This is a genomic window from Catelliglobosispora koreensis DSM 44566 (genome assembly GCF_000379685.1).
Taxonomy (GTDB): Bacteria; Actinomycetota; Actinomycetes; order Mycobacteriales; family Micromonosporaceae; genus Catelliglobosispora; species Catelliglobosispora koreensis.
Genome location: NZ_KB903283.1, coordinates 138,039 through 150,962 on the forward strand (window position 1 = coordinate 138,039; position 12,924 = coordinate 150,962).

Below are 12,924 nucleotides of genomic sequence, written 5' to 3' on the forward strand. Positions count from 1 at the left end.
GCTCGGGCGCCAGCAGCCGGTAGAAAACCGCTGACCGTCTCTGGAGGCAGGCGTGGCTGATATCCGCAATCTGGCCGTCTTAAGCACCGCACACACCCGTTCCATCAGCCCGGAAAACTTCGGCGGCGCCAAAGGAGGCGGCGGGCGCGCGACCGAAGGCACCGGCAAGAACTGCGCCGTCGACCTCGGCCCCGGCTGGAAGATCTCGCCCAGCGTGCAGATCGATGGCAACGCCACGTTTGAGCTAGCGGCCATCGATGGCCCAGCTGTCATCACGCACCTGTGGATGACCACCCACCGCAACAACTGGCGCAGCCTCATTCTGCGCGCGTACTGGGACGGCGCCGAGCAGCCAGCCATCGAGGTTCCCGTCGGCGATTTCTTCGGTCAGGGCTGGTGCACCTTCGCCCAGCTCAGTTCCGCCGTCATCGCCGCCAATCCCCACGGCGGCTTCAACTCCTACTGGCCCATGCCTTTCGCCGGTGCGGCCCGCCTGACAATCGAGAACCTCTCCCCTGAGCCAGCGATCGTCTACTACCAGCTCACGTATGAGACCAATGTGGACGTCCCGGCCGGCACAGGCTACCTGCATGCCCAGTTCCGGCGCAGCAATCCGTTGCCCGACAAGACAACGCACCTGATCCTCGACACCGTCGAGGGCGCGGGGAAATACGTCGGCACCTACATGGCCTGGGGCGTCAACCGTCCCGGCTGGTGGGGCGAAGGCGAACTCAAGATGTATCTCGATGGCGACACGGACTACCCCACCATTTGCGGCACCGGCACCGAGGACTACTTCGGCGGCGCCTGGAACTTTGACGTGCCGGGCAACGGCTACACGACCTACAGCACGCCTTACCTTGGGCTGCACCAGGTTCTCAAGCCCGACGGGCTTTACTACAGCCAGCAGCGCTTCGGCATGTACCGCTGGCACACCGCCGACCCGGTCCACTTCCACACCGATCTGCGCGTGGACATTCAGGCCCTGGGCTGGAAGTCGCGGGGGCGTTATCAGCCGCTGCAAGACGACATCGCCTCGACCGCGCTGTTCTATTTGGACCGTCCGGCCACTCGCCGTCCCGTCCTGCCCGATGCCGACGACCTCGCCGTGTTTGGCGCTCCGATGGATCCGCTGACCTGATGACAGTCCCCTACCGCACCGCAGCCGTTGCCGGCCCTCACATCGCCATGCCACTTGGGGGAATCGGCACCGGCAATCTCGCCCTCGGCGCCGACGGCGGCTTGCGCCAATGGCAACTACACAACCTTGGAAACCATGGGGGTACGCTGCCAGCCTCCTTCTTCGCGTTACGGGCCACCAGGATCGAACCACCGGTCGACGTCATCCGGATCCTGCAAGCGGTTCCGCCAGCGGCTAGCACAGCCACCCCGCTCGTGACCGACGACGTGATCCCTGACTGGCAGCGCGAAGCCATCGCCCGCTTCGGCGGCGTTACCTCCACGGAATTTTGCGGCACCTATCCTTTCGCGACGGTCCGTTACGTGGACGAGGCTCTGCCGGTGCGGGTCAGCGTGGAGGCGTTCACGCCGCTCGTTCCGCTGGACGCCGACGCCAGTTCGCTGCCCGCCGCGCTGTTCACCTTCCGCATCGTCAACACCGACCCGCACCCGATTCATGGCAGCCTTGGCGCCACCCTGCAAAACGCGGTGGGCTGGAACGGGTTCAGCCCGATCGACGGCGTGCACGGCGCGGGCTACGGCGGCAACACCAACCGGCTGCACCGCAGCGCCGGGTGGACCTCGCTTGTGCTGGAAAACAACACCCTCGCGCCCGACGATTCGGCCGCTGGGCAGATGGTGCTCGCCACCGACGACGACCGCGCACCCGCGCTGTTGCAATGGCGCACCATCGACGAGTTCATGACGTTCCTTGCCACGCGGGCACTCGGTTCGGGCCTTGGCCGCATCACGCCGGGCGCCCGCATCGCCGACCCGCAACGACAGGGCCGCCCGCCCTATGTCGGTGCCAGTCCCCCTGGCGCGACGTGGAACGCGGGTTTCGCGGTGCCGTTTGACCTTCAGCCCGGGCAAGAAAAAGTCATCAGGATCGCGATCTGCTGGACGTTTCCTAACCGGTACGTCAACTTCGAGCAGTTCGGGCCGGACCGGCCCGAGTGGGGGCAGTCGAAGTTCTGGCTCGGCAACCACTACACGACCCGGTATGCCGACGCGGTCGAGGTGCTGCGGGAGGTAACTTCGGGCTTTGCGTCGTTGCGGTCCGAGTCACTGTCGTGGACGTCCACTCTCGCGTCGTCCACATTGGACGACCGGGCCGTGCGGCACCTGGCGGCTCAGCTGTCACTGCCCCGCAGCCCGACCTGTTTCCGGGGCGCTGACGGCCGCTTCTACGGCTTCGAAGGCGTGCTCGGCGCATCCAGCGTCATGTGGTCCGGTGAAGTGGGTGGGTCGTGTCCACTGAACTGCACCCACGTGTGGAACTACGCCCAAGCGGCCGCCCGGGTGTTCCCCTCGCTTGAACGGGACATGCGCGCTACCGAGTTCGACATCATGCAGGCACCCGAAGGCTACATACCGCACCGTCTCATCGCCCCGGTCTACCTGCGCCAGCTGTGGGACGAGTTCATTGGCGGCCCAGCCGAGCCCGCGCTCGACGGCATGCTCGGGTCGGTGCTGAAGACCTACCGTGAATACCGCGGCGGGGCCGGACTCGAGTGGCTGGAACGGTTCTGGCCCAACGTGCGGCGGCTCATGGCTCATGTTCAGGGCAAGTGGGATCCGGACTCGACGGGGGTGCTGACCGGGATTCAGCCCAGCACTCACGACATCGACTTGACCGGGCTCAACACGTATATGGGGACGTTCTGGCTCGCCGCGTTACGGGCCACCGAAGAGATGGCTCTGTTACTTGACGACGCGAAGAGTGCTTCGGAGTACCGGGAGTTGTTCTTGCGCGGCAGCGCCCGCTATGACGAGGAACTCTTCAACGGCGAGTACTACGTGCAGAAGCTGTTGCCTGGTGACTCCTCTGAATTCCAGTGGGTCAGCGGCTGCCTGTCCGATCAGCTCATCGGGCAGTGGTGGGCACATCTGCTCGACCTGGGTTACCTGCTGCCAGCCGGCCACGTTCGCTCTGCTTTGTCGGCCGTCATCAAACACAACTTCCGCAACAGCTTCCGTGACTTCTCTCATCCCTACCGCGTTTTCGCCGACGGCGACGATAGCGGGCTCGTGATGTGCAGCTGGCCCAACGGTGGACGAGTCGAAGTGCCGACCAGGTATGCCGACGAGGTGTGGACGGGGATTGAGTACCAAGTCGCGGCTCATTGTTTCTTTGAGGGCATGGGCGAGGAGGCCTGGCGGCTGCTGTCGGCGGTCTGGGCCAGATACGACGGGCGGCGCCGCAACCCGTTCAACGAAATCGAGTGCGGCGACCACTACGCCCGCGCGATGGCCGGATGGTCGGCCTTGGACGCGATGGCCGGGCTGCGCCACGACGCCAACTCAGCCATGCTCGCCCTGAACCACCCAGCGTTAACTGGGCACAGGTTGCCGGTGCTACTCAACGCCGGCTGGGGACTAGTGTCCGTTGCGGACGGTGCGCTTCGCCTCGAATGCACGGGCGGGACCATCGAGCTGCTCTCCCTGCGCCTCGACGGCGTCACGTTCTCCAGGGCGCAGGCGCACGTTGACGGCCACCTCTGCGCCGCCGAAATCGTCCCCAGTGGCATCACCCACGCCGCGGCGCAGTCCGAAGCAGGCGGTTCGACAGCGACCAGGGTTGTGTTCCCTGCCGGGATCACGCTCGTAAAAGGGCAAGTTCTGCTCGTGCAGACTGGCTGACCGCTCATACATCCGTCACTTATCGCCGGTGTGGCCACGTTGGCCACACCGGCAAAGGTGTTGCGCCGCAACGGTTCCAGGCAATATTGACCCTTGACGTCGTCGCGAAACCGGGCTCACAATGCGTGAAATCGATTTCCGCTCCAAGCCCGGAGGTGGTTAGTCAGATGAACACCCACAGGAAAGCACGTTTCGCGGCCGGTGCCGCGGCCGTGTTCCTGATCGCGCAAGGGCTGACGGCGGCGACACCTGCCGCCGCGACGACGGCACTTTCACCGGCCATTGTGGTCAGCAAGCTGACCGGCCCGGGATCGCTCAGTGCCACCGACGTCAACTGGAAGGTCAAGGCCACTGATCTAGGAATCATGTGGGACAACGGAAGCGGCCAGATCCTTGCCGCCTTCGGCGACACGTTTGGCGACACCTGGGCGCCCCCGGGAGCCAACGGCAACGACTGGCGAAGTCAGGTCCTGTTGCGCAGCACCGACACCAACCTCGCCGACGGCATGAGTTTCAGCAGCGCGGTCACCGACACTCCAGGGCACGCCAAGGAACTCATCCCGAGCCAGAAGATCGACAACGTCGAAATCACCGTTATTCCAACGGCCGGGGTATCGGTGGGCAACCGCCAGTACATGCACTACATGTCCGTGCGGCATTGGGGAGTTCCAGGCTCCTGGGACACCAACTACGGTGCGATCGCCTACTCCGACGACAACGGCCAGAACTGGGTGACCGCGGGCGGGCCCAAGTGGGACAACCCTTCTGGGAACAACCACTTCCAGATGACCGCGATGGTGCGGCGGTCCGGCTACGTCTACATGTTCGGCACTCCCAGCGGCCGCAACGGTGCGGCTTATCTGTCGCGGGTGCCCGAAGCTTCCGTTCTTTCTAAGAGCGCTTACGAGTACTGGACGGGAAGCACCTGGCAAACCGGAGCCGACACGCAAGCCACGGCTATCGTCGCCGCCCCGGTCAGTGAACTTTCCGTGCAGTACAACACCTTCACCGGCAAGTGGCTGATGACCTATCTGCAGGACAGCGACATCGTCCTGCGGTCAGCCACGAGCCCCACCGGACCGTGGAGCGCACCGTCCGTTGTGGCCAGTTTCGCCGACTACCCCGGTCTCTACGGCGGATTCATGCACCCGTGGTCGTCAGGGTCCAGCCTGTACCTGGCCCTGTCGCAGTGGACGCCGTACAACACCTATCTGATCAAAATCACCCTCAACGCCGACGGCACGATCGGCAACCCCAACCTGGTTCGCGACCCCAGTTTCGAACGGCAAACCACGGCTAGCGTGTCCACACCGTGGGTGTGCCGGGGCAACTGTGGCATCGACAACGGGACCTGGTCGTTCACGGCCGACCGCAACGCCTTCGTGCGCTACAACTCCGGCTGGCATGACGTCTATCAGGTCGTCACCGTCAGCCCGCACACGAACTATGTGCTGACCGGCTGGCTGCGCACCTCGTCCAATAACGACAACGGTTTCATAGGCGTGCGTAGCGTCGGCGGCGCACCGTTCGCGGAGGTCAACTACAAGTCTGTCGGCAAGTGGACGCGTTACACAGTGACCTTCAACAGCGGATCACGCTCGTCGGTCGAAGTGTTCGCCGGGATCTGGACCAACAACGGCGACATGTGGGTGCAGCTCGACGACTTCGCCGTCGTCCGCGCTTAGCCCTTGGCGAGGCGTGCCCCGGGGGCCTCCTCCCCCCGGGGCATGTCTTGATAAATTGAAATCTATGGGATCAGTGATCGTTTCCGTCGAGATCAACCAAGAGCGCCGGAAGGTTTTCGCCTACGCGACTGATCCACGGAACTATCCGCACTGGTGGAAGGGCACAAGAGCAATACGGATCTTGTCTGGCCCGCCGTGGGGTGGGGTGGGAACGGTCTACCAGGCGGACACGACTTTGCTCGGTGTATCGGTCCTGGGGCGCATCGAGATCACCGAATACCGCGAAGGCGAGTCCATGACAGCGGTAACTATCCGGTCACTGACACCGTTCACCGCCCGCTACCGGTTTGAGCCTATCGCCGGCGGGGCAGGCACCCGCATGACCCTCGACGCCGAGGTCACCGGCGACGGCACCTTCCGCGCCTTTGGCCCGCTGTTCCTGCCCCTGCTTCGCGCGGCGACAAGCCGCCATCTGGGCACCCTCAAGAGCATCCTCGAACGGTAGGGCTTACCCCACGGCGATTTGGGGTGTGCACATCAATGTGCGCGATCCGGGGAGCCGAGAGCGTACAAACATGAATTCCATCTTGCGATGGCACCGGCCGCTCATGCTGGTGACCGTATTCATGGCCATCCTGATGATCGTGTCGGCTGTAGGGCTTTTCACCGATGAGCGGTCTCTGCTCGGCGTGCCGATCTGGCTCAAGCCGTTCAAGTTCGCGGTGTCGTTTGGCCTCTACTCGCTGACGCTAGCGTGGCTGCTTTCGTTGCCCCACAAGGGTTCCCGGTGGACGTGGTGGCTGGGGACGATCTTCGCTGTGGCAGGCGGCATCATCGACGTGAGCATCGTGTTCCTGCAGGCTGGCCGGGGAACGTTCAGCCATTTCAATGGGTCGGCCGATCCATTTGACGACAAGATTTCCGCCGTCTTCGGCATGGGGGTCAACTTCATCATTCTGACCAACCTCGCGATGGCGGCGATACTGGGGTTTCAGCGCCTTGGCGACCGCACGGCGAGCCGTGCCATCCACGCCGGCCTGTTCCTGGCGCTTGCCGGAATGGGAGTGGGGATGCTGATGGCGTTCGCCACCGAGGGTCAGGTGGCCGCCGACGCGGCTGGCCGCGCGGTGCCGCTGATGGCCGGGCACAGCATCGGGGTGCCCGACGGGAGCCCAGGCCTGCCGCTGACCAACTGGAGCACCACCGGCGGCGATCTGCGGGTGCCGCATTTCCTTGGGCTGCACGGTTTGCAAGTGATCCTTCTGAGCGGCATCGGACTCAGCCTGCTCGCCCAAAGATCAATCATGCTCCGCGACGAGAGAACGCGAGTGAGACTCGTGACTACCGTCGCGTGTGGATACTCGGGGCTCGTGCTGCTGGCGACTTGGCAGGCGTTGCGCGGTCAGCCCGTCACGCATCCAGACGCCCTCACGCTGGGCGCCCTGGCTGCCGTGATCCTTACGACCGCCATTGGATCTTGGGTGGTCATCAAAACGAGAGCGATCCTCCCGGGTTGACAGCGGCTGTGCGGCACGGCTACGTTCGCCGCACACAGCTACACCACAACTTCATATCCTCACCGTTTTGAGACCAGGCGGGAGAGGTCCCGCACCAACAATCGCGGGGCCGCCGAAGGAGCAATACTCCCCGAAAACTCTCAGGCCCCATTACCGCCTGGTTTAGGTGAACTCTGAAAAGCAGGCGCGAAAGCGTCTCACCCAAGGTGAAAGCCGGCCACCGTTCGGCGAAGCTCTCAGGTCAATGACAGAGGGGGAGGCAAACCGTCCACATCGGACCCCGTTTGGGGTTCAGTGACGAAGGAGCCTCCCTGTGCAGCAAACTCCCTTGCACGGCGTTCACGCCTGCTTGGACGCGAAATTCACGCCCTTTGGCGGCTGGAACATGCCGCTGCGCTACACCAGCGAGCTCGCCGAGCATCACGCCGTGCGGCGAAGCGCTGGCCTGTTCGATCTGAGCCACATGGGACAGATCGACGTCGCCGGGCCGGATGCGGCTCAGGCCCTCGATTTCGCGCTCACCAGCCATATCTCGGCCCTCGGCATCGGTGCCGCGAAGTACACCATGATCTGCGCCGAAGGCGGCGGCATTCTCGACGACCTCGTCGTCTACCGGCTCGGTGCTGACTGGTTCCTGGTGGTGGCCAACGCCGCCAATACCGGCTCGGTCGTCCAGGCGCTGCAAGAGCGTGGCGCGCCAGCGGTGCTGGCGACGGACCGCGCGATGATCGCGGTGCAGGGCCCGGACGCTGAGTCCATTCTCGCGCGCTTCACCCCCACCGGATCGCTGCGCTATTACGCCGGGCGGGCCGCCACCATCGCGGGCCGCCAGGTGATGCTTGCCCGCACCGGCTACACCGGCGAAGACGGCTTCGAAATCTATTGCGGCGCAAGCGATGCCGTCGCGCTATGGGAGCTGATGTCCGCAGCGGGGGCAACCCCAGCCGGTCTGGCCTGCCGGGACACCCTGCGGCTTGAAGCCGGAATGCCGTTGTACGGCAACGAACTTCACCTCGGCATCACCCCGTTCGACGCGGGCCTGGGCCGGGTGGTCGCGTTCGGCAAGCCCGGTGGTTTCGTCGGGCAGGCGGCCCTGGCGGAACAGTCGGTACGAGGCCCGCAGCACGTGCTCGCTGGCCTTACCGGGCAGGCCAAACGCAGTGCGCGCCAAGGCTACGTGGTCACTGATCCGCTCAGCGGCGAAACGATCGGCACGGTGACGAGCGGGGCGCCATCACCGACCCTCGGGCGGCCGATCGCCTTAGCCTACCTGCGCACCGGCTACAGCACTGGTTCCGAGACCGCCGTGGACATCCGCGGCACCGCCGAGCCGTTCACCGTCACCAGCCCGCGGTTCTACACCCGATCCCGTTAGGACGCTAGACAATGCTTCTCTACAGCCAAGAACACGAGTGGGTCGACGTGGCGGCCGGAACCGTTGGCATCACCGCGTTTGCGGCGGACGCCCTCGGCGACATCGTCTACGTCGAGCTGCCAGCCGTTGGCGCTGAGGTGACCGCGGGCGAGGTCTGCGGCGAGGTCGAATCCACCAAGTCGGTCAGCGAGCTCTACGCCCCCGTCAGTGGCACGGTCGTCGAGGTCAACAGCGAAGTGGTGGCCGATCCCAGTCTCATCGGCGCTGACCCTGCGGGCAAAGGCTGGCTCTACCGCCTGACCATCAGCCACACCCCGCAGCTGATGTCCGAACAGGAGTATCAGGAGCTGATCTCATGATGACTCCCCTGGCTCAGGCCGACCCGCAGGTCAGCGCCGCCGTCGACGCCGAACTGCACCGCCAGCAGTCCACTCTGGAAATGATCGCCTCGGAGAACTTCGCTCCGCTAGCGGTGATGCAAGCCCAGGGTTCGGTGCTCACCAACAAGTACGCCGAAGGCTACCCAGGCAAGCGGTACTACGGCGGATGCGAACACGTTGACGTCATCGAAGAACTCGCCATCGAACGCGTCAAAAAGCTCTTCGGCGCCGCGTTCGCCAACGTGCAGCCACACTCCGGCGCACAGGCCAACGCCGCGGCGATGGCGGCACTCATCAACCCGGGCGACACCATCCTGGGACTTGACCTCGCCCACGGCGGTCACCTTACCCACGGCATGCGGCTGAACTTCTCCGGCAAGCTCTACCAGGCGGTCGCCTACCACGTTCGCGATGACGACGGACTGGTCGACATGGCCCAAGCCGAGCAACTGGCGCACACGTACAAACCACGGCTGATCGTGGCGGGCTGGTCGGCTTATCCGAGGCATCTGGACTTCGCGCACTTCCGCAAAATCGCTGACGCGGCTGGCGCCTATCTGATGGTGGACATGGCCCACTTCGCCGGGCTGGTCGCCGCCGGGCTGCACCCCGATCCGGTGCCGCACGCCGATGTCGTGACCACGACGACCCATAAGACTCTGGGCGGGCCGCGCGGCGGCGTGATCCTGTGCAACAACCCGGATCTGGCCAAGCGCGTCAACAGCGCGGTTTTCCCGGGCCAGCAGGGCGGTCCGCTGCAGCACGTGATCGCGGCGAAGGCGGTCGCGTTCGGGCTCGCGGCGACACCCGAGTTCCGGGAACGCCAGCTGCGTACCGTCGCGGGAGCCAGAATCCTGGCCCAGCGGCTGTCCGAAGAGGAAGGTGAAGGCATCCGCGTCCTGACCGGCGGCACTGACGTGCACCTCGTGCTCGCGGACCTACGGGAGTCCACATTAGACGGACGTCAAGCCGAAGACCGGCTGCACCGCATAGGAATCACGGTAAACCGCAACGCGGTCCCGTTCGACCCACGCCCACCCATGGTGACCTCCGGCCTGCGCATCGGCACGCCAGCGCTGGCCACGCGAGGTTTCACCATCGAGAGTTTCCGCGAGGTGGCCGACATAATCGCCCTCGCGTTGCGCGCTGACTACGACGAAACAGCCTTGCGCGCACGGGTAACCGCCCTAGCCAACCGGCACCGGCTCTACCCCGGCTGAACCGTTGCGGGCCGTCCAACCCTCAGGCGGCCCGCAACCACCACCATCCCTGGAGCCAGCATGATCAGCGTCTTCGATTTGTTCAAAGTCGGCATCGGCCCGTCCAGCTCTCACACCGTAGGGCCGATGCGCGCGGCTAACCTGTTCATCACCGGGTTGCGAGACGACGGTCACCTGCCGCGGACGGGCACGATCCGCGCGGAACTCTTCGGTTCCCTCGGCGCCACCGGTCACGGGCACGGCAGCGAAAAGGCTGTGTTGCTGGGACTCGCTGGCGAAGACCCCGAAACGGTCGACATCGCCACCGCCGACCAGCGCGCGGCTCAGTTCAAGTCAGAGGGCCAGATCAACGGCGTGGCGGTGGAGGTCGTATTGCACCGGCGCCGTTCTCTGCCCGAGCACCCGAACGCGATGACATTCGTCGCGTCCACGGCAGACGGTGAGATCCTGTGCAAGCGCACCTATTTTTCCGTCGGCGGCGGTTTCGTCACCGGCGAGACCATCAGCCAGCCGCGGCAGCAAACCGCGGCTGTGCCTTACCCGTTCACCACCGGCGCACAGCTTCTGGCCTATGACCTTCCGATCTCAGGCATCATGCTCGCCAACGAACTCACTCGCCGGACCGAAGCTGAGGTGCACCAGGGACTCATGCGGATCTGGCAGGTCATGCAGGAGTGTGTCCACAATGGACTCCGCACTGAAGGAGTCCTGCCCGGCGGTCTCAAGGTAAAGCGCCGCGCCGCGGCTTTCAAACAGCAACTCGAGTCCGAGCTTTACGCCACGGATCCGCTACGGGTCACCGACTGGGTCACACTGTTTGCCCTGGCCGTCAACGAAGAGAACGCCGCCGGGGGCCGGATCGTCACCGCACCTACCAACGGCGCGGCGGGGATCGTGCCAGCGGTCCTGCACTACTACAGCAAATTCGTGCCTTCGGCCACTGATGAAGGAGTGGTCCGCTTTCTGCTCACCGCGGCGGCCATTGGCGTGCTGTTCAAGGAAAACGCGTCCATCTCGGGAGCCGAGGTTGGCTGCCAGGGTGAAGTTGGCTCCGCCTGCGCCATGGCCGCGGCCGGATTGGCCGAAGTCTTAGGCGGCACCCCACACCAGGTGGAGAACGCGGCAGAAATCGCGATGGAGCACAACCTAGGGCTGACCTGTGACCCTGTCGGCGGGCTCGTGCAAATCCCGTGCATCGAACGCAACGCGGTCGCGGCGATCAAAGCGATTACCGCCGCCCGCATGGCTCTTCGTGGCGACGGAACGCACCACGTGTCCCTCGACAAAGTCATCAAGACCATGCGCGAAACCGGCGCTGATATGAAGGACAAGTACAAGGAAACGTCACGCGGCGGGCTCGCTGTCAACGTCATCGAGTGCTAGGCCCGCCGGATCTCGTGTGCGTAAGGCATCGCTGGCACCGCGCCATGTTTGGTGGTCGCTAGCGCACCGGCCGCTGAGGCGAAAGTCGCCGCCTGCCACAGGCTGTCACCGGCGGCAAGGCGGGCTGCCAGCGCACCGCAGAACGCGTCGCCGGCACCCGTGCTGTCAACGGCTTCAACCGCGTATGGGGCGATGAACGACGTCGCTCCGCCGGAAGCGAGCACCGCTCCACGGCTGCCGAGCGTGACGACGGCGGCCTGCCGCGCCAGCGAGTCAGCCAGCAACCGTGCGATTTGCTCAGCCTTGTCGTCGTCACACCGCAGCCCGGTCAGCTGTTCGGCCTCGACTTCATTGGGAATGATGACGTCAACGAACTCCGCGATATCGGCCGGCAACGGCAGATAGGGCGCCGGGTTCAGAATCGTTGTCACTCCATGCGAACGCGCCGTGTGCAAAGCGGCCAGGACCGTCTCAAAGGGAAGCTCAAGCTGAACCAGCAGCACCTTGCTGGAGGAGATAAGTGTCGCCGCGGCGTCGATGTCGGCGGGGCTCACCGCGTCATTGGCGCGCGGCACGATAATGATGGAGTTCCCGCCACCTGGCTCCACGACGGGCAGTCCCACACCGGTGCCCGCCGTCGGATCGCGCTGAACCTGGCTCGTGTCAATCTTTTCGGCGGCGAGCATCTCGGCGAACTCGTCACCGTGACGGTCTGTCCCGAGGCGGCCAATCATGGCTGTGCGGGCACCAGCGCGGGCCGCGGCGACCGCTTGGTTGACCCCCTTGCCGCCGAGGAACTCGCGAAACCCGCTGCCGCGCAACGTTTCCCCGGGCTGGGGCCGCCTGGGCGCCTGCGCGACAAGGTCTTTCATGAAGCTGCCCAGGACGCAGACGTCGAAGGCGTGAGGGGTGTCGTTCACTTCGTTTCCTCTGTGTCGTGCAGCAGCCGTGCGCCGAGGGACCCGGCAGGGTGAAAGCCAGCAAAGTCACGTTCGGTGAAGCCACGCCGGACCATCAGCGCTGAGGCCAGGGCGTCACCAAGCGCCAGCGTCGCGGTGGTCGACGCGGTCGGCGCGAGGTTGAGCGGATCGGCTTCCTGCAAAACCCCAACATCGAGCACGTGTACCGCGAGATTGCCCAGGGTCGAGTTGCGTGCCCCGGTCAGGGCCACGACGCTGACCCCGCGCGCCAGCACGAGCCGGGCGACATGGCACACCTCAGCGGTCTCGCCGGAGGCTGACAAGGCGAGCATCACGTCGCCGGGCACCACCATCCCCGAGTCGCCGTGCAGCGCTTCGGCCGCGTGGACGAACACCGCCGGGGTGCCCGTGCTCGACAGGGTCGCGGCGATCTTGCGGCCGATGAGGCCAGATTTGCCCAGGCCACACAGCACGATGCGGCCTGGGCAGGCCACGATGAGGTCCACCACGGCCGTAAAGGTCGCATCCAGGCGGGAGGCGAGGGCGGCGACTGCTTCCGCCTCACGGCGCAACGTTTCACGTGCCGCGTTGAGGCTCAGCTCCGGTAAATGAACCACAGGCG

At 65.1% G+C, this 12,924-nt stretch carries 11 protein-coding genes and 1 riboswitch; of the genes, 9 read left to right on the forward strand and 2 right to left on the reverse strand.

What is annotated here, in order from left to right:
- The first annotated feature begins 52 nt into the window (after positions 1-52).
- The 9 genes from A3E1_RS0126325 (at position 53) to A3E1_RS0126365 (ending at position 11,382) form a co-directional block, all read left to right on the forward strand.
- On the forward strand, positions 53-1,141 hold the full coding sequence (locus A3E1_RS0126325; protein ID WP_020523781.1) for a glycoside hydrolase family 172 protein: 1,089 nt from the start codon (positions 53-55) through the stop codon (positions 1,139-1,141).
- On the forward strand, positions 1,141-3,822 hold the full coding sequence (locus A3E1_RS0126330; RefSeq protein ID WP_020523782.1) for a GH116 family glycosyl-hydrolase: 2,682 nt from the start codon (positions 1,141-1,143) through the stop codon (positions 3,820-3,822). The genes A3E1_RS0126325 and A3E1_RS0126330 overlap by 1 nt, the downstream gene beginning before the upstream one ends.
- Before the next feature lie 167 nt (positions 3,823-3,989).
- Positions 3,990-5,507: a DUF4185 domain-containing protein gene (locus tag A3E1_RS0126335; protein ID WP_020523783.1), complete on the forward strand. Its 1,518-nt coding sequence runs from the start codon at positions 3,990-3,992 to the stop codon at positions 5,505-5,507.
- Between the two features lie 64 nt (positions 5,508-5,571).
- Entirely contained in the window at positions 5,572-6,012 is a 441-nt protein-coding gene (locus A3E1_RS0126340) for an SRPBCC family protein (protein WP_020523784.1), read from the forward strand.
- Between the two features lie 70 nt (positions 6,013-6,082).
- On the forward strand, positions 6,083-7,024 hold the full coding sequence (locus tag A3E1_RS0126345; RefSeq protein WP_026208861.1) for a hypothetical protein: 942 nt from the start codon (positions 6,083-6,085) through the stop codon (positions 7,022-7,024).
- A gap of 68 nt (positions 7,025-7,092) precedes the next feature.
- Positions 7,093-7,190: riboswitch (glycine riboswitch) on the forward strand.
- A 147-nt stretch (positions 7,191-7,337) separates the two neighbouring features.
- The gene (gcvT, locus tag A3E1_RS0126350) at positions 7,338-8,399 is read left to right on the forward strand and encodes a glycine cleavage system aminomethyltransferase GcvT (protein WP_020523786.1); all 1,062 of its coding nucleotides are present in this window, start codon (positions 7,338-7,340) and stop codon (positions 8,397-8,399) included.
- 11 nt (positions 8,400-8,410) lie between these two features.
- Entirely contained in the window at positions 8,411-8,758 is a 348-nt protein-coding gene (gene gcvH, locus A3E1_RS0126355) for a glycine cleavage system protein GcvH (protein WP_020523787.1), read from the forward strand.
- Positions 8,755-9,999 (forward strand): serine hydroxymethyltransferase, encoded by a 1,245-nt coding sequence (gene glyA, locus A3E1_RS0126360; protein WP_020523788.1) that lies wholly within the window; start codon positions 8,755-8,757, stop codon positions 9,997-9,999. The genes gcvH and glyA overlap by 4 nt, the downstream gene beginning before the upstream one ends.
- 60 nt (positions 10,000-10,059) lie before the next feature.
- Positions 10,060-11,382: an L-serine ammonia-lyase gene (locus A3E1_RS0126365; protein ID WP_020523789.1), complete on the forward strand. Its 1,323-nt coding sequence runs from the start codon at positions 10,060-10,062 to the stop codon at positions 11,380-11,382.
- On the opposite strand, the gene rbsK is transcribed toward A3E1_RS0126365, so the two are convergent.
- Positions 11,379-12,302 carry a ribokinase gene (gene rbsK / locus A3E1_RS0126370; RefSeq protein WP_020523790.1) on the reverse strand — a complete coding sequence of 308 codons (924 nt, stop codon included), beginning with the start codon at positions 12,300-12,302 and terminating at the stop codon, positions 11,379-11,381. The genes A3E1_RS0126365 and rbsK overlap by 4 nt on opposite strands.
- Positions 12,299-12,919 carry a KpsF/GutQ family sugar-phosphate isomerase gene (locus A3E1_RS0126375; RefSeq protein ID WP_020523791.1) on the reverse strand — a complete coding sequence of 207 codons (621 nt, stop codon included), beginning with the start codon at positions 12,917-12,919 and terminating at the stop codon, positions 12,299-12,301. Before A3E1_RS0126375 ends, rbsK begins: the two co-directional genes overlap by 4 nt.
- Positions 12,920-12,924: the final 5 nt, after the last annotated feature.

What these genes read in the sequence shown, in the direction of transcription:
- A3E1_RS0126335 (WP_020523783.1), top strand. Translation starts at nt 3,990, where the DNA reads ATGAACACCCACAGGAAAGCACGTTTCGCGGCCGGTGCCGCGGCCGTG.
- A3E1_RS0126330 (WP_020523782.1), top strand. Translation starts at nt 1,141, where the DNA reads ATGACAGTCCCCTACCGCACCGCAGCCGTTGCCGGCCCTCACATCGCC.
- glyA (WP_020523788.1), top strand. Translation starts at nt 8,755, where the DNA reads ATGATGACTCCCCTGGCTCAGGCCGACCCGCAGGTCAGCGCCGCCGTC.
- gcvH (WP_020523787.1), top strand. Translation starts at nt 8,411, where the DNA reads ATGCTTCTCTACAGCCAAGAACACGAGTGGGTCGACGTGGCGGCCGGA.
- A3E1_RS0126365 (WP_020523789.1), top strand. Translation starts at nt 10,060, where the DNA reads ATGATCAGCGTCTTCGATTTGTTCAAAGTCGGCATCGGCCCGTCCAGC.
- A3E1_RS0126345 (WP_026208861.1), top strand. Translation starts at nt 6,083, where the DNA reads ATGAATTCCATCTTGCGATGGCACCGGCCGCTCATGCTGGTGACCGTA.
- A3E1_RS0126340 (WP_020523784.1), top strand. Translation starts at nt 5,572, where the DNA reads ATGGGATCAGTGATCGTTTCCGTCGAGATCAACCAAGAGCGCCGGAAG.